Genomic DNA, 20,717 nt, shown 5'->3' on the forward strand with positions numbered 1-20,717 from the left:
CACAGTTTAGCGCGTTTTTTGGCACAAAAGAATTCAAAACTAACCCATCGAAAGAAACGTTTTTACCGCCGAATAGACGGCCGCCGGCGAGTCGGCGGATGCGACAGCATCGGTGGCGACATTTGACGCTGCCCTGACCGATTTCACCCACTCCCATTCTGCTTGTATCGCACCCCATTCCGCCGTCTCGGCCTGTGTCCACAGTCCAACGGCGCGATGATTCAGCTCAACCGCACGCGCTGTCAGATTCGCCTGTTTCCACTGCGGCAATCTGGCCTTGATGATTTCTTCGGCTCTTGCGTTTATGCGCGCGGTCGCCTGCGCCCTGAGAGTTTCAAGCGGCCTGGTAATTTCAAACGGCATTGATCGTCGCCTCCCAGGTCAAATAGGGGAATTTCTCAACTTTGAGTCGGATTGCTCCACGAACCGTCGTGCTGAACGTGTCGGTCCCAGATATGATGCCTGTTACGCTCTCTTTTGTGCCCATGTTAATGGCCGTGAATTTTGCATCAACCGGGGCGCCGGATATTGTGATCGCATCAACGCCGTCAGTGACTAATGACTGCTTGCTTAAAGTCGTTGTTTGCGCCGGTCGAATAATTGGAGTTTCGGCGTCTATATAGTAGGTGTCACCATCGAAAGAACCTTCAATCCATGCGTACTCAGAGAGCGCGTTTTTCTGACCTCCAGGATTTTGGCCGGAGTAGGTTAAATATATTTTCCCAGAAGGGTCGTAGAAAGTAAGTTCTGTAAGCATTAGCGCTTCCCTGTTGAACAAATCATATGAGCGGTTATTTCTACCGCAGGATCTGTAGCCCAGTCGTGGGTGCCACCACCATTGAAGGCGCCCGCTTTAACTGTCAGGGTATCTGTATTTGCAGCAGCGTAACTTACCGAACGAGTCATGGTAAATACCGTCCTATCAGCACTGTTGAGTAGAATTCCTGTTAATGACAGCGTCCATTCATAAACCCAAGTAGCTCCCTTGTAAAGCTGGATTGAGATATAGCCCGGATTTGCATCTGCCGAATTTATATCGACAGTTATTGTCACGATACGGGTTACAGCTACACTTACAGAGACCGGGGTCAATGACGCTATTGATGTGTAGGTGTCTGCTGCCGTTGGGTTGTGTGGGGAACCTGTTACGCTTTCTGGTGCAGTGACGGCGCCTGCGTTGATATTCCCTGTTGCGATCACATCGCCGCGAACCGTAAATGTCGAGCCATTCCAGGTGAAACCCTCGGTAGAATTCCCCATCGACATCTTCGGCGTGGTGCCGCCTCCCAGCCAAAACCCGGTGCCGGTATCAAACGCCGTCTGCCCGCTTTTTAGATAGCCGCCCGCGCCGATTGATAGCGTTCCTGTTTCGGTCGTAATCGCTGACAGGCTGCCGACCTTCAGGCTCGACAGATACGGGACATTCCAGACGGTATTGCCGGTGGCCGCACTGTAAACGCCGTCAGATTGAAACAGCAACTCGCCCGCCGCAATGGCCGGCGGCGTGCCCTGCCATGAGGTGCCTGTACCCCATGAATTAATAGCCGGGAAACTGGTTGATCCGGACGTCGTTATCGTTGTCGGCGTTGAAGCCAGCGACGTTAGGGTTGTTTTCGTGTAGCAAGTTCTGGAGGAATCTCCGGGTGTTCCGGTGGCACCAGAACTACCATTCACGCCGGCCGGCCCCGTCGCGCCAGTGGCCCCGGTAGATCCCTGCTTGGATTTGCTCAGCGTCTGGGTGACGGTCTGCGAAAACGCGGTGCCGTTTGCACGCTTGCCACTGACTGCGATACTGATAGATGCGGTATTTGCCGTCATGGCGCTGGCCGCGCCAAAAATCAAATAACTACCGCCGTCCGTTTTGCTGCCAACGGTAATGCTTGTCCCAGTTCCTGTTGCGTTCCAGGTTCCGGTAGAAGCCCCGACTCCGTCATAGGTTAGCTCGGTCGCACCCTCGTAAACTCGTACAATGGTGCCAGACCCGAAATAATCCCCATTATTACCTGTGCTATCCGTTGGTACTGTATGCGCCGCATTTGATAACAGCACATAAATAGAGTCAGTTCCGTCGGTCCCATTGGTTCCATTTGTCCCATTAGTTCCATCTGACCCAGGCTTTATACCGATAATCGAAATAACATCTGTTGCGACAACAACACCTGTCGACGACCCTTCCCTGATCTTGACGTCGATCTTATCAGGCATGTTAGAGTACGATGCCTGCGGCGTGTATGAATAAGTATTGGTCGTCGTGTTTTGCTGGCTCACCCCGTCTTTCAAAAACTCATAATAAACCGTGCCGCTCGCGTTGTAAGCAGTGGCCGTTACCGTAGTCGAAGCGGGGGACGGAGTCGTTCCGGCGCTGTTATAAGCGAATGCTTGCGTACCGACAGATAAGGCCACAGCTCTGGAGTCAATGCCATTTGATCCGGCCGCGCCAGTCGGTCCGGTTGCTCCGGTAGCCCCAGTTTTTGATTTGCTGAATGTCTGGAGGACCGTAAGAGCAAAACTTGTGCCATCTGCTCGCCTCCCGGATACCGCATAACTTACCGATGCCGTGTCGGCGGTCATTGCCGAATGGTCGTTGTAAGTCGCGTAACTGCCAGAATCGATCTTTGACCCTACTGTAATACTCGTTCCCGTGCCGGTGACATTCCATGCCCTCGCACTGGTTCCAACGCCATCATAGGTTAAGGCAGCAGCCCCCTCGAATACTTTTACCGTTGTTCCGGAACCTGAATAATTGCCACCGTTTCCCGCAGAATCCGTAGGGATAGTGTGCGCATCATTAGATAAGACCACGCTGATTGCATCAGACCCCGCTTTGATGGCCAATGCAGATATTGTATCTGTTGCGACAACAACACCCGTCGACGATCCTTCCCTGATCTTACATTCGATAAGATCAGGCATGTTAGCGAACGCCGTTTTAGCAAAATAGTTGTATGAATTTGTGGTCGTATTTTGCTGGCTTACTCCGTCAACCAAAAACTCATAGTAGACCGTGCCGCTGGCGTTATAAGCGGTTGCAGATACCGTTGTATTTGTGGGGAGTGTAATATTCCCAGCGGTATCATAAGTAAATGCCTGCGTCGTCATAGAGAGAATGACCGAGCGCGCATCGATACCGTTTGATCCAGCTGGGCCTGCAGCACCGGTCGCCCCGGTAGCTCCAGTCGCGCCATCTTGAGACATCAAGCTCGCCGATGCCCACTCGGTATTTGCGATCGTGTCCGTGCTGCCGGCGCTCAGCGCGGTGGCCGTGGTGACCCAACGGTATGAGCCGCCCGCGGCCGGCATGGATTGCGACCACCCATTATTGACGTTACTGGCCGCGCCGGTCGCAAAAGTATACGTGACCGTAAGACTGGGCAGGGACGGCGGCGTAGCACTGGCGGTGCGTTGGAATAAATAAACAGTGGCTGCATTCAGCCCATTGCTGCCCGCCGATCCGGTTTTTGATTTGCTGAATGTCTGCAGTACAGTCTGCGAAAAGATATTACCGTTTGCGCACTTACCGCTGATCGCGTAGCTGATCGATGCGGTATCGGCGGTCATCGCGCTGTGGTTGTCATAGGTCGCATAGGCGCCGCTGTCGGTTTTGGTGCCTGGCGTAATGCTCGTGCCGGTGTCCATGACGTTCCAGTTGCCGGCAGCTGTGCCGACGCCGTCGTAATTCAGTTCGGTCGCGCCTTCGAACACCCGCACGGTCGTACCCGAGCCAGTGTAATTACCATTGGCGCCCGCGCTGTCGGTCGGGATCGTGTGCGCGGCGTTGCTCAGCACGACGGTGATTGCATCCGCGCCAGCCTGAATTGCCAGCGCCGATATCGTATCGGTCGCCAATACCGTGCCGGTCGATGCGCCTTCGCGTATCGCCACCTCGATCATATCCGGCATGTTGGCAAACGATGCCTGCGGCGTGTAGGTATAGGTGTTCGTGGTTGTGTTCTGAACGCTGACAGCATTCTTCAGAAACTCGTAATAGACGGTACCTGACGTATTGTAGGCTGTGGCCATGACGGTCGCCGACGCTGGCGACGGCGAACTGCCGGCGGTATTGTAAGCAAACGCTTGATCAGTAATCGACAGCTGGACCGCGCGCGCATTGGTGCCGGCCGATGCCGTGGCGACGGTAAAGACCAGATTGATCGACTGATTCTTGTATGTCGCCGTAAACGTGATCGAGCCGACATTTGCCGCCAGCGCGGTCGCCGAATACGCGCCGGCGCTATTGATGCTGGCCGTGATGTTGACCGCGGCCGAACTGCTGAACGTGCAGAGCGCTGTGATGTCGATGCCGGCCATGTGCACGACAAAACTGCCGGCCGCCTCGGTAAAATCGGCAACCACGCCGGACGCATCCGCCGGCAGGGTAACGTTCTGCCGGGTCAGATAACCGTCGATCGCATCCACTGCCTCGCCGGTGCCTACGTAATAATTGGCAGGATGCCAGTCCGTGCCGTTGTTCGAATCGAGCGCCCGCAGCCACGGCGCAACATCCACTAAATTGCTCGACGCCGGACCGGACACGGCAGAGCCGTCGGGCGGCAGCGACGCGGCGATGACGAGCTGACCGGAGGCATCCTTATAGAGCGCCATCAGGCCACGATCTCCAACACTTCAAAGCCGGCCTGATGATTGGTCAGGTACGGATTTTTGATAGGCGACAATTGTTGCAATCGACCGAGATAATGCCGTTTTTGATTGTACGTCGTATCGGACGGATCACGGATCAGCAGCACCTCGCCGTGAATGTCGCAGATCCGCTGCAACTCCAGCGCCTGGTTATGCGCTTCGGCCTCGGTCAGCCAGTCGAGCGCAAACGCGAACAGCCGGCGGCCTGTACGGATATCGAAATGATCGACGCCGCCAAGCGACTGCTGCACGCCGGTACGCGACTGGTAGCCCAGCTCGGCGCCCTGGCTGTAGTTGTCCGCCGGCGCGAGGGCCGGGCCGATGAACAGCCGGCCGATCTGCACGTATCCCGCCGCGTTGGCCGTGTCGGTGATTTCAAGGCGCCAATAGCGGGCGGTCACCGATGCCGGCAGGCCGATGATCAGGTCCGGCGTTTGCGCGTTCGCCGACACCGTGCCCGAATCGTAAATGCTGCTCGCAAAATTGCTGACGCTGGATCCACGCAGGCGGTAGGTCGCGCCGCTCGCGCCGATGTTCGTGCGGATCGCGCCGAACGCCTGCACGGCCTTGGCGCTGCCCAGGTCGATATCGATCAAGGTAGACGCGGCCAGCGCATTCGTCGACCGCGCGGCTTTCGACAAATAGCGGCTTTTCAGATTGGATAGCGGCAGCGCTCCGCTCCAGCTGCCTCCGGAGAGCGTGGCATTGTCGATCAGGTTGTTGTAGCCGAGAACCAGGTTGCTCATCCCCACAGCCTCAGATTCAGTTGATTACGTTGATAATCGCCCTCGATGCCGATCACGCGCAGCAGCTTGCCGCCACTCAGCCCGAACCGGCTCAGCTGGACCGAGACGACGGCGCCCAGGTCCAGCGCCGCCAGCAGAGCCGCGTCTACGTCGACCGTGGCGTTGTAGATCAGCCGGCTGGTTTTCAGCAAGTCGAGCCGCCGCGCGGCCTCCGGGCCGGCATAACCGGCGCCGGCCAGCAGCGTGTCGTAAACGATTTCTTGCGCCAACGGATGCGCGGTTTTGACTGTTGCGTCCTCCGCCACGGTTTGACGGTTGGGCTTTTCCAGCCAGGCGCGGCGATCGGCCGCTACCACGCCGGCGACATTGCCGCCGGCTTGCGTTGTATAGTTGATGTCGTGGTTCAAGGTGATTTTCCACGCGGGCACCGCTTCGCCGTTGATCGTGGCTGCTTCGGTGTCGACGCTCAAAATTTCGACGTCGGTCAATGTCGCCACGGCACCGCCGGACGGCGCATCAAAACGCGCAAGGCGGAAGCGGCCGAGCTGATCGAATCCCCACCAGCCGCCGACGCTCGCGGTTATCCGGTCCAGCGCCTCGGCGATCGTCATGCCGGGCTCGATCCACAGACCGACGCTGCCGGCGTTTTGGCCGTCGAGCGCCGTATAGTCGGCGGCGACGGTATCGCCCGCGCTGACGCCGCCCGGACCGGTCGCTAGCCGGTAGGCGATTTGTGCGGCAGTCGAGCCTTCGATGGTATTGTATTCCCAGGCGGTAGCGGTAATGCTGCCCGCGGGCGACGAGCCCAGCCGGAATATGCCTCCCGCCGTCCAAATGCGGAAACAGCCGGCCGACGGGGAGTTCGTTTCCATGTCGGTTTGATTGGTGTAGTCGGCTTCGCGGCCCAGATAGGCGCCGGCGTCGAACACGTTCACGATCTCGGCCAGCGCGCCGGTAGTGATCTGGTAGAGCAGGCGGCTGCTGTTGATCAGCGTCGGCGTCACGTTGTTGACACGGCCGTAAAACAGCGGTTTCGCCGCATCTTTCAGATCGGTCGAGCCTTCCAGGCCGGCAGGCAGGCTGTTGGTGCCGGCATAGGCCAGCGTCTGGATCGGTTTGTCGAACTCGGCATAGCGATCGCGCAGACGAATCGAAACCCGCTCCCACTCCATCGCGGCCTGCTGCATCAACCCCTTCAACACGGTGGCAAAACTCGCATAGGCGGCGGATGCGTCGCCGACCTTGATGATCAACTGCCGGCCGTTGACCGCATAGCCCGTTAAATAGTCCAGCTCGCCGTCATTGTTAACAAGCGTCAGCTCGCCGACACTGGCCGACGCCGCGCCGCCGATCTGGCCGTCCGCAAATATCTCGCGGCGCATCAGAGCCGGCTGCTCGATGCGCGGAGCGTAATAGTTGCCGGTCGCCGCGTCGAGATAGCCATCGCCGGAGGAGAAGCGCAGCGTCTCGACCGACGAGGTAGCCAGGTTGTAGGCCGTCAGTTCCGCCAGGTAGATCATGCCGATGCCTTCAGCCGGGTTTTGCGCTCGATCGAGCCGACGCCGGCCGCCATACGATCCAGTCGTTCGAGCAGCTGCTGGTTCGCCTCCATTTGCAGCCGTACCAGCGCCACCAGCTCCTCGTTGGCCTTACGCAGTTCGGCCACGATCGCATCATTGCCGTTGTTGATGATCGATTGCGTCTGCCGGTTGCTTTGCACCTGCGTCGGCCGGGCAAAGTTGATCAGCTCGGGACCGTTTTCGCCGACGATCGTCAGGCCTTGCGTCCAGCCGCCGGCCTCTTTAAATTTGACCTTGCCGAGCGCCTTGCGCTGCGCGACCAGGCCGGCCAGTTGCGCTTTCAGGTTGCCGCGCTGCGGGTCGTTTGCCGCTGTCGCCTTGATCTGCTCATTAATGTCATCGATCGATGCCGTCAGCTCTTGATAGGCCTTGGTTTTCGCCAGCTCGGCATCGCCGCCGAACAGCCATGCCTTGATTTGGCTGTCGAGCTGCTTGTTCGCTGCCTTGACCGCCTTCTGCTCGGCCTTGCTCGCCGTGTCGGACAGCGCATCGATATTCGCCCGCTTCTGATCCTCGGTCAAATCCTGGAAGTTTTTCGCCGGGCCCGATGCCGCGCCGCCCAGGCCGCCGGCCTGATTGTCGAAATTGCCGCCGGCCGTGGCGGTCAGTTGCGCGATCAGGTCGGCCAGGCCTTGCAGGCTGGATGCCAGCGCATCGGTGGCGGTTGTCGCCGCATCGGTCGCGTCGATATTGCCACCAACCGATGCGCCCAAGCTGCCCAGCGTGTCGGTCACGTTGCTGAAAATATCGGCATAGGCGGGCGATGAGGCGTAAAAGCTTTTCGCCTCCTGCAAATAGCTTTGCGCGGTGCCAGCCAGGTTCGCCAGCGCGGTTTGATCGCCAGCCTGAGCCTTGAGCAGCGTTTGCCCGTACTGGCCTTGCGCCTCGCGCAGCCGGGCCGCCGGATCGAGCGGCGACAGGTCGCTGAGTTTCAAGCTGTCGACGAATGCCTTCAGATTGCTGACCGCGCCGGCGGTCTTGTTAATCGCCGCGATCTCGCCGTTATAGCGCTGGGTCAAGGCGCGCTGAATGCGGTCGATGTAGCGCGCCTGCTCGGTCGGATCGGTCGATGCTTTCAGCAGTTCGAACAGCGGCGCGGTATCCTCCGCCGTCGGCAACACGCCGGTAATCGAGGCGATCTGGTCGGCGATCGATGCCGTCGCGTCGGTCAGCGGCGACAGATATTGCTCTTTCGCCACGGCGATCGCTTTTTCGCGCAGGCCGACCAAGTCGCTTTCGGCGATTTTCAGCGATCTTGCGTTCGCCTCCAGCGCGAGCAATTGATCGTTCAGGCCGGCCAATTGCGCGGCCAGCGTCGGGCCGAGGCCGGCGAGCTGGCGGAAGGCGGTGATCGTGTCGTTTTTCAGGGAGTCGATCGCGCGCTGGCGGGCGGCTTCGATGTCGGCTTCGGCGAAGCGGTATTTGCGCGCCGATATCGCCAGCTCGTCGAACTGTCCATTGATCGCTTTCAGTTGCTGTAGCGCCTGCCCGTATTCTCCTATCGACAAGCCGATGCCGTCTATTTCCTCGATCGCTTTTGACAACTTCTTCAGCGACTTGCTGTCGCGGATCGCGGCGCGATAATGCAGATCGTCCTGACTGGCGATGTTGCGCTTAATCACCGCAAGCGAGGCCTGGTTAGCCAGCGTTTTGAAATCGCCGCCGCTGCTCAGGGTACGCACCCAGAAATTGCCGCCCTTATCGGACAGGCCGCCCGCGAACTGGTCGGTTCCGGTTTTATCCAGTTGATGCCAAAACGTCGTGTTGAAGTCGCGGAACGACATGTTCAGTTGATGACCGAGACTTGTCACCATGTCGCCGAACGAGTTGGTAAAATCTATCGTGTTTTGCTTGTTGCCGCCGTCCTCGGTACCAGACTTGCCGATCGAGATTTTGCCGTTGCTGTAGCGGCCCTTGGTCCACTCGGTCGGCTGGGGGATCTTCTCACCCATCAAGAATGTTGTCAGCAAATGACCCAGAGGCCCCGTATGGGTCAGCAAACCGACCAAAGAGCCAAGACCATACGACATGAGCGTCGGGCGGCGATTTGGGAATAGCTTGCCGCCTAAATTAAGCATCAAATTTTTGATCGGCGCAATCAACTTTGCAATCGGGAAAAAATTTCCGACCATATCGGTAATCGTGTTTGAAATGCCGAAATAAGATTGCAACGACGAATCGCGCTGCGGGCCTTTCAGGGCATAGCTGCCCGCGCCTGGGATCAGCTTTGCCAGCCCTCCAAGAGCCGCCCAGCCGGAACCGCCGCCGCCCGCACTGCTGAAACTGAAACCGCCGCCCGAGCCGCTGCTGAAGAATTGGCTGAAAAGCCCGCCAAGGCCGCCGCCGCTGGCCGGGTTTTGATAATTAAGCAGCGGCCCGTTGCCCTTGAAATAATTGCCGCCGGAAGATGAGCCACCAAACAGACTGCTGAACCAATTGCCGCCACCGCTCGATGAACCGCCGAACAGGCCGCTGAACAGACCGCCGATGCCGCCTGACGATCCACCGGACCCGCCGGAGGTGAACGCGCTTTGCAGCATGTTCTGAATGCCCTGGGCAAAGTTCTGCGCAAACACCTTGTTGAGCGAGCGCTTGATGTTGTCGAAGAAATCCTCGAAGCTGCCCAGCGCATCGCCGTTCAGCAGGTTCTCGAACATATTCGCCAGCGCATCCTGGATGTTCTCGGCCGCGCGCTTCCAGGCCGCCTCCATGAAATCGGCTGACTTCTGGCTGCCGTTGTCGATGATCTTCGACAACTCGGCTTCAGCGGCTTTGCGCGCGGTGATATGTTTCTCGAACTCCTTGGGGTCAAGATCGTGCTCTTGACTCATATAGGTTTTGCGGGCGGCGGCCAGCTCTTTTTCCAGATCGATAGCTTCGCGGATGGCCTCATTCGAGAGCCCTTGCACCTTCAATTGCTTCGCCAACGCCACCAGATGCTGCGCATCGGCCGCAGAGTCCTGCAATCCCTTCAGCGCCATAGCATCTTTCAACGATTGTTCTTGCTGAGCGGTCCGCCGCGCGTCGGCGTCAATCTCCGCCCACTTGGCCTGCAACGCCGATTTGATCGACTCGGCCTCGGCGCCCTTGGCCTTGGTCAACGCCTGCGTCAACTCGACCGCGCGCTGGCGGGCCTTGTCGTTAAGGCCGATCAGCGAGGTTTCAAACTGGATTTGCTCGATGGTTTTGGCGATTTCGTCGCGGCGACTCGCTTCGGCCTTGGCTTGCTGATTCACGCTCGATAGTGCATGATCTGCCGCCTTTTTTCTGGTCTTTGCGGCGGATTCTCTTTTCTTGGCATCCTCCGCATCGATCTCAGCCATCCACTGGGTTGTTTGCGCAATCGCGGCCGCGCTATCGCGAGCGATCTGCAATGTCTTGGCCGCTTCGTCTTGCTTTGCCTTGACGCGCAGCAGAGCATCGCGCTTGTTTTTTTCCACATTGATGTCATAGCCGGTGTAATCAGCAAGGGCTCTGCCGACCGACCCGAGACTGTCGAACTGCTGGATGCGCGATTCGGCATGCGCGATCTGTTGGTCGACATCGGTACTGATAAATTTCTTAAGCAGATTCAGCAGGTCCGTGACGGAGCCGATCATGCCGCGGAAAAACGCCTCCATTTTTCCGTTGATTAGAGCGTCCTCGAACTGATGCCAGGCATCCGTTAGATTGCTGATCCTGCCTTTTACCGTATCCATTGCCTGAGCGTTCGCCCCATTGGCAAGCTGCCCCATCGATACAATCACACGATCGATCACCTCGCGGGTCAGCTCGCCTTTTTCCGCCATTTCTTGCAGTTGCGCGGCATTGCGTCCTGTCGCCTGAGCCAGAAGATCGTAAATCGGCACGCCGCGCTCGGTCAGTTGATTCATTTCCTCGGCTTGCAACCGCCCCTTGGCGTATGCCTGCCCGAGCGCAAGGGTAATACCCTCCAGGGTTTCCTGCTCGCCTCCCAGCTTTGCCGCCTGATTGGTCAGCGCGTTCATCACCTCCGCAGTCGGTTTAATGCCGAAGTTTTGCAGGGTCACAAAGGTTTTGGTCAGCCCCTCGACCTCGAACGGGGTATTCGTCGCGAAGTCCTGGATGAACTGAAATGCCTTGGCGCCGAGTTGGGCGGACCCCGTCAAGGCGTTGAGCTGGCCGCGCAAAGACTCCATGGCGACGTTGGTGGCGACAATGCCCTTCACCAGTCCAGTCAGGGCCGCGAGAGATGCAAGGCCTAGCAAAGTCTGCTTGACCTCGTTCAGACCGGCGCGAATCGAGCCGAGTGCGCGACTATTTTGCGCCGCGCTTTGCTGGGCTACATTCCCCTGATTTTGCGTTGCCTGGGATAGCCGGTTCATATCCTCGGCCAGCAAACGCACCTGCCCGTCAACCTCGCGGCCGTCCAGCTTGATCTTGATGCCCAGTGTAATGTCGTTGGCCATGATGCTATTTCGATTTGCTGTTTAGAATCGGCAGCGCCGCCTGTTCCATGACCTGCACCGCCGCGAATATTGCATTATGTTGCCGCCTCGGCTGCGTTAAATCGATGACCGATTTAACACCCTGATAGTCCATGCCGAGCACGCCGCCCATCGGGCCGTGGCGCCACTGGGACGCGCAACGGAGAAATACCAAAACCGCGTCCCAGTTGGCCGGATCGACCGCAAAATCCGGATCGTCCTCTCCGATCGCCGGCAGCTCGATCCCGAGCAGCGCCGCATCCTCGATCAATTGCCCGCCGTCATCCTTGCCGCCGCGCGCCCAATACTCGGCGGCGGCAATCAGTTTTTTCTTTGCTGGCCGCCGTTGACCGATTCGACGAACGCCTCGGTAATCAAGCGGTGAATCGACGGCACACCATTCAGCAGCGCGCGCAGGTTGTCGCGGTTGAACACGCTATCGCCGCCGATCTCGACATCGCGCCAACCGAGCACGAACCGCAACAGATAATCCAAATCGGACTCGATCACCTCGGCGCCGGTGCGCAGTTCGGGCTCGCCATCGGGGCGAATGATGTCGATGAATTCCTCGCGCTCGACGCGCTTGAAAATCAGCGTGATGGTGTGGGCTTGCTTGCGGCCCTTGGCGTCGATGGTGCCGAATTTAACCGGCCATTCGTAGGTGTCGGAGTTGTCTAGCTTGAACATGCTGCCTCAAGATTGCGTTGATGTTGGGCGCATGGTAAAACGCGGGGCAAAAAAAAACCCGCGGGGCTGTGTTCCGCGGGTTTTGAGTGGGGGGTATTTACCGCCTTATGATGGCGATTTAGGGGCGATATTGCAACTTATTTGCAGCAGATGCGGATTTCGTCGTTGCCGGACGCGCCCGATGGAATGAACGCCAGTTGCGCGTCGAACATCGCCACGCCGTCGCTGTCCGAGTATTTCGGCTGCATCAGCTGCACCTTCGGCGCGACGACAGCAACGATATTGCCGGCAGCCTGGCCGTGTTTGACGCAGAACGGTCCGGTCGTCGCATTCTTCGCCAGCGCCCACCAATCCTTCGTGGCGACAGTCGTCGCCTCTATCGAAATGTTGCCGGTCGGCTTGCGGTCGGTGATCAGCACCGATTCGCCGCCAACCAATTGGCGATAGACGACCTGATTGGCCATGTCGAAATTCAGCGTTTGCAGCACCGCGCCATTAAATCCAAGCAGATTCAGGTCGGTCGTGTTGGCGGTCGACACGGCAACCGGCACTTGCCAGCCGGTAAAGTCGACGGACGGCAGCGCGGCATCGGAGACCGTGCCGAGCAAGCCGGTAAACGACCACTTGAGCACCGGCAATTGCTTGGCCGACAGATCCGAGGAAAAACTGCCGCGCGCGCCGAGCAAAACATGCCGAACGCCGTCGACGTTGAAATAAATCGTCGCCGACGTGCTTGCGATGCTGGTGCCGAAATTGCTGTTCGGCGTGTACATCACGTTGGCGCCGATGGAATATTGGCTGGTCGCATCCGACGCCAATGCCCAGGCCTTCGCGATCGTCGCGACCTTGGTCGTGCCGTTGTAGCCGATGATCTCGCCAGCCTGGCCGCTGCCGGCGCCGCTGGTGATCGAGACGGTCATGCCGGTATAGAAGTCATCGATCGCCGAGGCGGCGGCGGCCAACTTGATCGTGGTCGTGGTGCCGCCCGCCTGCGCGGTGCCGGTGATCGCGGCCGCCGTGATCGTCTCGCTGAAATTGCAGGCCTTCAGCAGCGCCCCCCATTCCGGCGGCGTCGCCGCCGCGCCGGAGCCCGCCAGCTCGGTCTCGAAATTCATCGTCACGTAATTCTCGACCCGGATCGCTCCGGAGGCGCCGAAATACGGGCGAATGAAATCGCGCTCGACCTGGCTGCCTTCGAGCGGGTTGATGTCCAGGTTGCGACACAGGATCGCATCGCCCGCGGCGGGCGTAGAGTCGGTGCCATAGGTGGCTTCGAGCTTGACCAGGATGACGCGTTTACGTTGTGCCAGTGCCATTAGTTAGTCTCCGCTTGGGTTTCGGTTTTCGCTTTCGGCTTGGCCGCCTGCGCTTTCGCGGCCTGTTCGGCCTGCCATTGTTCGATCGGCACGCGTTCGCCCTTGTCGGGATCGACGACGAACGTGCCGGCCTGTCCTGTGTATGGATCTTGCATGATTAGCCTCGATATAAAAGCGGCAAAATGATTTCGGTTTCGTAATACGGGTGCCGCGCGCCCAGGTCGGTGACCACGCGCGCCTGCCCCAGCCAAACGGTTTTGCTGTCGATCGTGCCGACGTCGATCGCGGCCATGATCAGGCGCGCCGCCGCATCCGCGCTGGCGACACCGTCATAAATCTCATCGGTAACGCCGGCATCGTTGATGCCGATCACCACCGATACGATGACGCGCTCGCCGCTCGGATCGCCCAGATCCGCCTGCGGCTCGACATAGGCGATAAACGGATAATCGTTGGCGTTGCCGCTGCGTTTGTAGCCGACAATGTGCTTGGCATCCTTGCCGTAGCGCCCGACAAAAAAGCCGGTCAACGCGGCATTGGCTTTCAGCTTGGTTTTCAGCGCCTTGACCGCTTCGATGCTCATTAGCTGCGCCCCAAAACCACATTGCCGTAACCCGCGCCGGCCGGCACGGCCAGCCCGAGCGCCGCGCGATTGATGCCGCCGAGCAGGCGCACGGCATTGCCGTTGAATTCCCGCGCCTTGGCGATCAATGGCGAATCGTCGCCGATCGCGCCCTCGATCGCCGCGTGTCGCTTGGCGAAATTGCCGGCGATTTGCGTCAACAGCGCGATCGGCAGGGTCAAGGCGGCAGGATCGATGCCGCGCTCGCGCAGGGCCGCGTCAACATCCACGTCGGCCATGTCGGCATGCGCCTCGGTGATCGTCAGCGATGGGTCGCTCAGGTCGACCGCGTTCACGTATTTAGCCATGCTCGCCTCCGGCGTGCGCCGCCAGCACCGACAATACCCGCGCGCTCATGCGCTCCTTGCGGTTGTCCAGATCGGCGAACATATAAGGATAAGGCCGCGACCCCGGATGCTCGACTGGCCGACGCACAACATACCCTCCAGGCACATCGTAAGCAACGCCTTTGCGCCCAGGCTTGGGGCCGATAATCCACGACCTGTGCCCGACATGAATGCCTGTTCCCTTCTCGACATATTCGGCGTAATCCTTTTTTGCGTAAACCTCGGCAACGCCGGAACCGGCGGGCCGCCAGTTGATATTCTGCTCCAGCCCGCCGCCCCGCGACCTGGGCGTAAACGCCCGGCCCGAATTGATCCAGTCGTGGATGTCATCATTAAACGATTCAGCCGCCGCATTCACCGCCTTGTCCACCAGCGCCGGATCGGCCAGTGCTTGCAGCACGGACGGGATGCGGCCCAGATCGATTTCGACGCGAATCACGCCTCGGCTCCGCCCTGTGCCGGCTTTTTGCCCTTGGCCGGCCTGACTGCCGCCGCTCCTGCCGCCGGATCTCCGGCGGCAGGCTCGCCCGTCTCGGGTTCTGGCGTATCCTCCGTGTCTGTCGGCAGGGGGTTGTTCTCGCCGGCCTGCGCCGCTTCCTGCTCCCGCAGTCTGCGTGCCCGATTGAATGCCGTTAATCCCATGTGGCCGCTCCTTACGCGATCTTGTGCTTGAACTGCACGATACGGATCTGCTTGTTCTCGTAGACCCGCGTCCAGTTGGTGCCGGTCGCCAGTTCCGTGCGCGACGGAAACGCGCCGGCCGGCGTGCCGCCCCATTTGATGCCGCGCGGATGCAGCAGGAAGCGGCGACGCATCGTCATGACCGTATCGCCGGCCAGAATGTCGCGATCGGTTTCCAGGTCTTCCTCGCCGATCGTGTCCTCGGCAAAGCCGATCGCGCCGGGGCCGAAGATATAGGTCGTATAGGTGCCGGTCGTAACCGGCATGCCGTCATCGACGATCACGCGCTTGCCGAGATAGGTGGCGATGCGTTCGCCCTTGTCGGCCGTGGTCTCGTAGACGATCATTTGCTGCTTGGCCAGATACGCCTCGACCGCCGAATGCATCGCGATCGCGGTCACGCTGTCCTTGGCGTCGCCCAATAACTGGGTCGCGTCGATAAACGTGCCCTGGTTGATCGCGCGCACAGCTTCGGACGCGCCGGCGGAAATATCGCTGACGTTGCCGGACATCGAGGTGGCGGCGAAGGCGCCGGTCAACACCTTGATCAGCTCGGCCTGCAACTGCCGCGCCCAATAGCCGGCCAACAGATCCATGATCGCGGCGGCCGGATCAGCGCCGGAAAACACGCCGGCTAAATCGTTGACGCCGAAGGCGCGGCCCCGGCCGATCACCGCCGCAATGTCCTGCGCGGCGCCGATATTACCGACGGTCAGCGGCGATGCATCGCTCAGGTTTTCCGCATCCCCGGTCAAATCGTTGAAAAACGGCAGATTGATCGTGCCGCCGCCTTTGGGCAGGCTAATCCCTGGCACGGCGGCGACGATGCCGGACTGAAACAGCGCGGACAGTTCCGCGGTGCGCTGGACGCCGTAGGCGTTCCAGATTGACGGCTTGAGAATATCGGCAATTTTTGTGGCGGACATAAAATCTCCTTAAGGTTATTTGCCGGCTTCGGCTTTGAGCTTGGCCGCCAGCGCGGAATTTTCGCGCTCGATGCGGATCTGTTCGGTCAGGTTGAAATGCTCTTTCGACCACGGGTTCTTGGCGGCGCCGCCGGTCTGTTGCGGCGCGCCCGAGCCGGTGCCGCCCTGGGCCTTGGCCAGAAACGGCTTGTCTTCAAGCAGCTTCTTGACCGCCTCGATCGCCGGCTTGCCGTCGATGGCGACATTGCCGTCTTCGTCGCAGGACGCGCGCGCCGCCAACAGATCGCGGACCACGCCCGGATCGACCGCATCGGTCGAGGCCGACAGCAGCGCGGCGTTGATTTGGGATTGTTCGAAGCGCTGCTTGTAGGTTTGCGCTTCCTTGGTTTTGGCGTCGGCCAGCTCTTGCAGCTTGCCTTGCGCCTTCAGGGTCGCCTCGGTCAGCGACTTGATGTCGTCGTGGCCGGTGGCTTCCTTCAGCTGCCTGGAAAACTCGGCCTGCTGATCGGCCAGGGCTTTTTTGATGGCGGCCTGCACATCGACGGCCGGAGGGTTGTTTGCCGGCGCGGGATTGGTATTCGCCGGAGGGTTTGAAGTTGGATCTGCGTTTGGATCGGCCATCGAAGGCTCCTGTTGCCGGTTAATCGAAAAGTCCGGCACAGGATAAGGGAGGGGGATTTTTAAAACACGGCGGCTCCGATTCCGGGGGCAGAATCAAGGAGCTTTTATTTTCGCGACACTTTCGCTTGGAATGGCGACGAGGAGCGGCATAAATACGAACTACGACACCCGTTAACCGGGCGTTAAATTTTTTAGACGTGGCGTAGGCGCGAATTTTTAAAAACGCGACTCAAATCGCCTAAGAATAGCTCAACGGAAAATTGAGCGAACCGACCTATAACAGCACGCTGGCGATCACCGCCTTCGCCAGGTCCTTGATCACCGAAAACGACAAATCCACGCCCCGCGTTTGCGCGGTCGCCTTGACCTGCCGCCAGATCGAATCGTTTTTGATCTTATCCAAAAACTCATGCCCTTCCCACGTCAAGCGGTTGGCGTGGCAAAACGGCGGACCCAAGGCGTCGCGGCAACCGCCGACGATCAATTGCGCTTCCAGCATCAGGCGCATGTGGTAAGCGACGGTTTCGGCATCCGTGCCGGCCAGCTCGGCCGAATTGAAGGTGCTGTCTTCGGTCGGCAGCGCTTCGACGGCGATTAAAATTTTTCGGATGACGTCCCAGTTACGCTGCATGTTGCGCCTTCGACTTTTCGATCACATTGGCGCACAGCCGCAGAATAAGCACATCGTCGTCCTGCTCGTCCTCGTAACGCGCGGCGGCGAACTCCAAGACGCGGCGATCCGCCTCCGCCAACAGCGCGCGCTGAGCCACCGTCAAGCTGTCGATGTGCGCCCGCAAAAATTCGCGGTGTCCCAAAAAGATATGCGAATCGCCGGCGCCGGGCTCCCAGTATTGCACATCAATCGAATAACTTTTTAAACTGTCCGCCAATGCCTGGCTCGATGTCGTATTCATACACAGTATGTCCCAATCGGGTTTGTATCGATTTAAACGTCTCCGCGTTCGCCTCGTGCTGATAGGCTGTTTTGATCAAGCCGTCATGATTCAAGATCACCGACCAATCGCCGGCGATCAATTCCATTGATGGATGCTTGCCGTTGACCAAATGCAGCCGGGTGGACGCTGCCAAGGCGCCCTTTATTTTGTCGAAATAATCCTGCTCATTGAGCACGTGGCCTTTTTCGATCCGCTTCGCAATGTGTTTGCTGTGGCTCGATGTATTGGTCCACAAATCGACGAGCGCCGGGTTATTGTTCGCTCTTTCCGCCAATTTTTCAACGATATTTTCGATGGTATTTCGGTTCAATAAATCGATCGCGGCAGCCTTGGTCAACAACCCCATGCCGTCCGCCCGCATCAGCCGCTCCATCGGCACCCCGGACGACATGGCTTCCTGCGCCCATTTCGGCAACAACTGCTCCCGCCGCTCCGGCGCAACACCTCGGATAAATTCCGCGTAATTTTGCGAGCCTTTGCGCGGGATCGGGGTCGCGCGCGGGATCAACAAGCACATGCAGTGCGGATGGGCCTTGTGGCGCGGCACGGATTCTTTCGTGAACACGCCCTTGCCCAAGCCCATCTCAATGTTAGCGTAATAATCGCAAATGTCCGGGCGCGGATGGCTGGCGGATAATCGCCATTGGTAGCCGATGATCCCGTCGTTGTTCTGCGTGTCGTCGATCACGGCCCGGTGGCCGGCGGTCGCCATTTCGGTGCGGGCGATGCGCTTTAAATGATAGAGCTGCTTGTCGTAGATCCACCAATGCACCGCCTTGGCGGCCATGTCGGCGTTGCCTTGCTTTACCGCCTCGCGCATTTTATCGAACAAGCGTTCAGCAGCGCGGCGGGTGCCGGCCACTTCAAGCTGATCGATGTGCTTTTTGATGTCGGCGACCGTCGCCGCCCATTGCGTCTTGGCTTTCGGATCATGAATGAGGGTCTGCGCCGACTGCCACAATTCAGTCACCCAGTCTTCGCGGTATTTTTCGACGATCTTGAATTTCTCGCCGCCGGCCGCGCGCTCGATTTGGCGCTGCATGTCGTAAATGGTCTGATTGGCGCTTTTGCCCTGGCGGATCGCATCGCGCAGTACCTGGGTCAAGCCGTCGCGGGTTTCGCGGTCCCGCATGCACCCATGTCAGCGGACTGCCTTGCGGGCGCTTCAATAAAGCCACGACGGCGGCGTGCCAAGGCAGAATGGTAAAATCCTGTTCTCGTTTAAAAGGTGCGTAATGCCCACGATCTTTGTAATTTTTCTGCCACTTGTTATAGGTGCTGAGGGTTAACCTGCATTCATCGCGACGTTTTTCCCAAGCGTTTTCAAACGACCATTTCAAGGTTTTGTTCACCAGCCCTGCCTGATAATCCGCATTGAGCCGATCCAGCGCCTTGCTAACACTCAATCCGCTGTTTTCTACATACTTCACGATATTTCTGATCGCTTGATTGGTCTGTATCTGATCCTTGTTTAGGGAAGGCAAAGTAGTGAGTGATCCAGCCACTTTTGCGGAAGCGACTTGAGTTTCTCCCCGCGCCACCACAGATTTTCCATTTGACCCCACTGAATCCGATGCTTTAAGGGCGTGATTCCCTTCTGTTTCAAGCACCGTTTCGCTTCCTGTGCCGGCGAATACTCCAGCCAAAGCGCCAGCAGATAAATCGCCTCCATCTTCAGCCACAGACGGCTTTTTCGAATTTTGATCAAGCCTGCTTTGCGCAGCCGATTGATGCTCTGAACTATCTTTTGACGATCTTCCGCTTCCCATTCCCTGAGCCATTCCGGTTCCGGCACTGGATTGACGATGAAATTCGGAACTGGCACTGTTCCCGCATAAAGAATCAGATGCAGGTGCTTGATGTCTATCTCCCATAGGCTGTAATACAGATCGACATCCTTCTGCGTGATAAACAGGCGACCGACTATGTACATGCGGCCCTTTATGATCATGCTCACACTCCTCAATTGGACTCTCATCAATGCGCACTCTCACCAGCGCTAAACGAATGTCTTCCGGCAAATCAACCAGCGCGTAAAGACGCTTTTTGTGCTTTCCTTGCGTCTTTATTTCCGTGTATTTCCACGGACGCGGGCCTTTGTTGGCTGCAATTTCAATCGATCGCTTGCTTTTCCCTATTGTCTCGGCAATTTCTTTTAATGTGGCGGGGCGATTAATGTCACTCATGCATGCCTCCCAGCAGCTTCTTCAGCACCATTTCCTGTTTGCGCAGTTCATCCTTCATGGACTCGATCTTGCCTAGCTTGGCTTCTAACGCCTCCCGTCCGACCGATAGCCGCGCGCCGCGCAGATCGGCCAGCCAGGCTAAAAGCTCGTGCGTGTCCAGCGCCACTTCCAGCGCCGGCAGATACTCCAATGGAAATCGCCAGCCTTCGCGACTTTCAGCCGTCCAGCTATCTAACTGGTGCTTGGTAATTTCATGACCGACCAGTTCGCTCATGCGGGCCGCAATTTGGTGCCGCGACAAGGGCGACGCCTTCACCTGCTCGCTGAGCAGATGACGAAATTGCATCCCTATATCTAACGCGCCGGGTTTTGCGACACGCTCGACAGGCACGTCAAACAGGTCGACAGTCAACGGATCACGCGCCTTCATGACGATTTCCGGCATTTTCTTTGCCATTGACACTATCGCCCGAAGGGCTATAGTAGAAGGCCCGATAACCGCGTGGCTTCGGCTCGCCATTTTCGTAATACCGGCTTGGCCATATCTCTTTAGGGTGTATGCCAAGAGCATCGGCAATGCGTCTTTCTGCAATGGGATAGCTGGACCTCAACGCTTTGGAAAAGGTCCCCGAGGTGGTGAGGCCGTGATGACGGGCGAGTTTGTGCATCGACCATCCGGATTTATGGAGGGCCGCCGTCACGTCGGCGGGATGCCAGTCTTGGGCGGGCGCATCCGCGTTAAGACTGGCCTTTTTTTCGTGCTCTCTGTTCATTGTTTGTTCGCTATGGTTATTGTTAAGACATGAACATAATAAGATGAAATTTTATACCTGTCAACGAGGCAAACAAATAAAATTTCATTTCGCAAAGGATGAAATTTTGTTTCACTTATGAAATTATGTTTTTTATGAAAAATCAAACGCTTGGAATTGCGAAACGTTTCGCAATTGTTTTTAAGGAAATTTC

21 protein-coding genes are annotated in these 20,717 nt (G+C 58.3%); all 21 read right to left on the minus strand.

All coding sequences use genetic code 11. From position 1 onward, the window contains the following. Positions 1-39: 39 nt before the first annotated feature. A complete protein-coding gene (locus METLA_RS0100235) occupies positions 40-363 on the minus strand; it encodes a hypothetical protein (RefSeq protein ID WP_024296636.1) in 324 nt (107 codons plus the stop codon). Continuing rightward, positions 353-757 (minus strand): hypothetical protein, encoded by a 405-nt coding sequence (locus METLA_RS0100240; protein ID WP_024296637.1) that lies wholly within the window; start codon positions 755-757, stop codon positions 353-355. Before METLA_RS0100240 ends, METLA_RS0100235 begins: the two co-directional genes overlap by 11 nt. Next, positions 757-4,602, minus strand: coding sequence for a beta strand repeat-containing protein (locus tag METLA_RS0100245; RefSeq protein WP_024296638.1), 3,846 nt, complete (start codon positions 4,600-4,602; stop codon positions 757-759). The genes METLA_RS0100240 and METLA_RS0100245 overlap by 1 nt, the downstream gene beginning before the upstream one ends. After that, positions 4,602-5,384, minus strand: a complete 783-nt coding sequence (locus tag METLA_RS0100250; protein ID WP_024296639.1) for a hypothetical protein — start codon at positions 5,382-5,384, stop codon at positions 4,602-4,604. The genes METLA_RS0100245 and METLA_RS0100250 overlap by 1 nt, the downstream gene beginning before the upstream one ends. After that, positions 5,381-6,904, minus strand: a complete 1,524-nt coding sequence (locus tag METLA_RS0100255) for a hypothetical protein (protein WP_024296640.1) — start codon at positions 6,902-6,904, stop codon at positions 5,381-5,383. Before METLA_RS0100255 ends, METLA_RS0100250 begins: the two co-directional genes overlap by 4 nt. After that, complete coding sequence (locus tag METLA_RS0100260; protein ID WP_024296641.1) at positions 6,901-11,391, minus strand: tape measure protein; 4,491 nt, start codon at positions 11,389-11,391, stop codon at positions 6,901-6,903. Before METLA_RS0100260 ends, METLA_RS0100255 begins: the two co-directional genes overlap by 4 nt. Before the next feature lie 4 nt (positions 11,392-11,395). After that, positions 11,396-11,680, minus strand: a complete 285-nt coding sequence (locus tag METLA_RS0100265) for a DUF1799 domain-containing protein (RefSeq protein WP_024296642.1) — start codon at positions 11,678-11,680, stop codon at positions 11,396-11,398. 50 nt (positions 11,681-11,730) lie between these two features. Then, positions 11,731-12,096: a phage tail assembly chaperone gene (locus METLA_RS0100270; RefSeq protein WP_024296643.1), complete on the minus strand. Its 366-nt coding sequence runs from the start codon at positions 12,094-12,096 to the stop codon at positions 11,731-11,733. 137 nt (positions 12,097-12,233) lie between these two features. Further along, positions 12,234-13,412: a phage tail tube protein gene (locus tag METLA_RS21190; protein WP_024296644.1), complete on the minus strand. Its 1,179-nt coding sequence runs from the start codon at positions 13,410-13,412 to the stop codon at positions 12,234-12,236. After that, the gene (locus METLA_RS22825; protein ID WP_161635366.1) at positions 13,412-13,567 is read right to left on the minus strand and encodes a hypothetical protein; all 156 of its coding nucleotides are present in this window, start codon (positions 13,565-13,567) and stop codon (positions 13,412-13,414) included. The genes METLA_RS21190 and METLA_RS22825 overlap by 1 nt, the downstream gene beginning before the upstream one ends. Before the next feature lie 2 nt (positions 13,568-13,569). Continuing rightward, positions 13,570-13,995, minus strand: a complete 426-nt coding sequence (locus tag METLA_RS0100290; protein WP_024296645.1) for a hypothetical protein — start codon at positions 13,993-13,995, stop codon at positions 13,570-13,572. Further along, positions 13,995-14,342, minus strand: coding sequence for a hypothetical protein (locus tag METLA_RS0100295; protein ID WP_024296646.1), 348 nt, complete (start codon positions 14,340-14,342; stop codon positions 13,995-13,997). The genes METLA_RS0100290 and METLA_RS0100295 overlap by 1 nt, the downstream gene beginning before the upstream one ends. Then, positions 14,335-14,820 carry an HK97 gp10 family phage protein gene (locus METLA_RS0100300; RefSeq protein ID WP_024296647.1) on the minus strand — a complete coding sequence of 162 codons (486 nt, stop codon included), beginning with the start codon at positions 14,818-14,820 and terminating at the stop codon, positions 14,335-14,337. The genes METLA_RS0100295 and METLA_RS0100300 overlap by 8 nt, the downstream gene beginning before the upstream one ends. Then, positions 14,817-15,023 (minus strand): hypothetical protein, encoded by a 207-nt coding sequence (locus METLA_RS22830; RefSeq protein WP_024296648.1) that lies wholly within the window; start codon positions 15,021-15,023, stop codon positions 14,817-14,819. Before METLA_RS22830 ends, METLA_RS0100300 begins: the two co-directional genes overlap by 4 nt. Positions 15,024-15,034: 11 nt before the next feature. Next, the gene (locus METLA_RS0100310; protein ID WP_024296649.1) at positions 15,035-15,988 is read right to left on the minus strand and encodes a major capsid protein; all 954 of its coding nucleotides are present in this window, start codon (positions 15,986-15,988) and stop codon (positions 15,035-15,037) included. A 15-nt stretch (positions 15,989-16,003) separates the two neighbouring features. Further along, positions 16,004-16,609: a phage scaffolding protein gene (locus METLA_RS23010; RefSeq protein WP_198408429.1), complete on the minus strand. Its 606-nt coding sequence runs from the start codon at positions 16,607-16,609 to the stop codon at positions 16,004-16,006. A gap of 274 nt (positions 16,610-16,883) precedes the next feature. Then, positions 16,884-17,240 (minus strand): DUF2513 domain-containing protein, encoded by a 357-nt coding sequence (locus METLA_RS0100320; RefSeq protein ID WP_024296651.1) that lies wholly within the window; start codon positions 17,238-17,240, stop codon positions 16,884-16,886. Then, entirely contained in the window at positions 17,230-17,523 is a 294-nt protein-coding gene (locus METLA_RS0100325; protein WP_152539336.1) for a hypothetical protein, read from the minus strand. The genes METLA_RS0100320 and METLA_RS0100325 overlap by 11 nt, the downstream gene beginning before the upstream one ends. Beyond that, complete coding sequence (locus METLA_RS22835; protein WP_024296653.1) at positions 17,468-18,697, minus strand: hypothetical protein; 1,230 nt, start codon at positions 18,695-18,697, stop codon at positions 17,468-17,470. Before METLA_RS22835 ends, METLA_RS0100325 begins: the two co-directional genes overlap by 56 nt. A gap of 1,046 nt (positions 18,698-19,743) precedes the next feature. After that, positions 19,744-20,196: a hypothetical protein gene (locus METLA_RS0100340; protein ID WP_024296655.1), complete on the minus strand. Its 453-nt coding sequence runs from the start codon at positions 20,194-20,196 to the stop codon at positions 19,744-19,746. Beyond that, positions 20,168-20,524, minus strand: a complete 357-nt coding sequence (locus tag METLA_RS21635; protein ID WP_084480026.1) for a helix-turn-helix domain-containing protein — start codon at positions 20,522-20,524, stop codon at positions 20,168-20,170. Before METLA_RS21635 ends, METLA_RS0100340 begins: the two co-directional genes overlap by 29 nt. Between the last annotated feature and the right edge of the window lie 193 nt (positions 20,525-20,717).

Origin of the sequence: Methylomicrobium lacus LW14 (assembly GCF_000527095.1) — a bacterium.
Lineage (GTDB): Bacteria > Pseudomonadota > Gammaproteobacteria > Methylococcales > Methylomonadaceae > Methylomicrobium > Methylomicrobium lacus.

What these genes read in the sequence shown, in the direction of transcription:
- METLA_RS0100235 (WP_024296636.1), bottom strand. Translation starts at nt 363, where the DNA reads ATGCCGTTTGAAATTACCAGGCCGCTTGAAACTCTCAGGGCGCAGGCG.
- METLA_RS0100270 (WP_024296643.1), bottom strand. Translation starts at nt 12,096, where the DNA reads ATGTTCAAGCTAGACAACTCCGACACCTACGAATGGCCGGTTAAATTC.
- METLA_RS0100245 (WP_024296638.1), bottom strand. Translation starts at nt 4,602, where the DNA reads ATGGCGCTCTATAAGGATGCCTCCGGTCAGCTCGTCATCGCCGCGTCG.
- METLA_RS0100255 (WP_024296640.1), bottom strand. Translation starts at nt 6,904, where the DNA reads ATGATCTACCTGGCGGAACTGACGGCCTACAACCTGGCTACCTCGTCG.
- METLA_RS0100310 (WP_024296649.1), bottom strand. Translation starts at nt 15,988, where the DNA reads ATGTCCGCCACAAAAATTGCCGATATTCTCAAGCCGTCAATCTGGAAC.
- METLA_RS22835 (WP_024296653.1), bottom strand. Translation starts at nt 18,697, where the DNA reads ATGCGGGACCGCGAAACCCGCGACGGCTTGACCCAGGTACTGCGCGAT.
- METLA_RS0100295 (WP_024296646.1), bottom strand. Translation starts at nt 14,342, where the DNA reads ATGGCTAAATACGTGAACGCGGTCGACCTGAGCGACCCATCGCTGACG.
- METLA_RS21635 (WP_084480026.1), bottom strand. Translation starts at nt 20,524, where the DNA reads ATGAACAGAGAGCACGAAAAAAAGGCCAGTCTTAACGCGGATGCGCCC.
- METLA_RS0100250 (WP_024296639.1), bottom strand. Translation starts at nt 5,384, where the DNA reads ATGAGCAACCTGGTTCTCGGCTACAACAACCTGATCGACAATGCCACG.
- METLA_RS0100240 (WP_024296637.1), bottom strand. Translation starts at nt 757, where the DNA reads ATGCTTACAGAACTTACTTTCTACGACCCTTCTGGGAAAATATATTTA.
- METLA_RS0100340 (WP_024296655.1), bottom strand. Translation starts at nt 20,196, where the DNA reads ATGCCGGAAATCGTCATGAAGGCGCGTGATCCGTTGACTGTCGACCTG.
- METLA_RS0100260 (WP_024296641.1), bottom strand. Translation starts at nt 11,391, where the DNA reads ATGGCCAACGACATTACACTGGGCATCAAGATCAAGCTGGACGGCCGC.
- METLA_RS23010 (WP_198408429.1), bottom strand. Translation starts at nt 16,609, where the DNA reads ATGGCCGATCCAAACGCAGATCCAACTTCAAACCCTCCGGCGAATACC.
- METLA_RS0100320 (WP_024296651.1), bottom strand. Translation starts at nt 17,240, where the DNA reads ATGCAGCGTAACTGGGACGTCATCCGAAAAATTTTAATCGCCGTCGAA.
- METLA_RS0100325 (WP_152539336.1), bottom strand. Translation starts at nt 17,523, where the DNA reads ATGAATACGACATCGAGCCAGGCATTGGCGGACAGTTTAAAAAGTTAT.
- METLA_RS21190 (WP_024296644.1), bottom strand. Translation starts at nt 13,412, where the DNA reads ATGGCACTGGCACAACGTAAACGCGTCATCCTGGTCAAGCTCGAAGCC.
- METLA_RS22825 (WP_161635366.1), bottom strand. Translation starts at nt 13,567, where the DNA reads ATGCAAGATCCATACACAGGACAGGCCGGCACGTTCGTCGTCGATCCC.
- METLA_RS22830 (WP_024296648.1), bottom strand. Translation starts at nt 15,023, where the DNA reads ATGGGATTAACGGCATTCAATCGGGCACGCAGACTGCGGGAGCAGGAA.
- METLA_RS0100290 (WP_024296645.1), bottom strand. Translation starts at nt 13,995, where the DNA reads ATGAGCATCGAAGCGGTCAAGGCGCTGAAAACCAAGCTGAAAGCCAAT.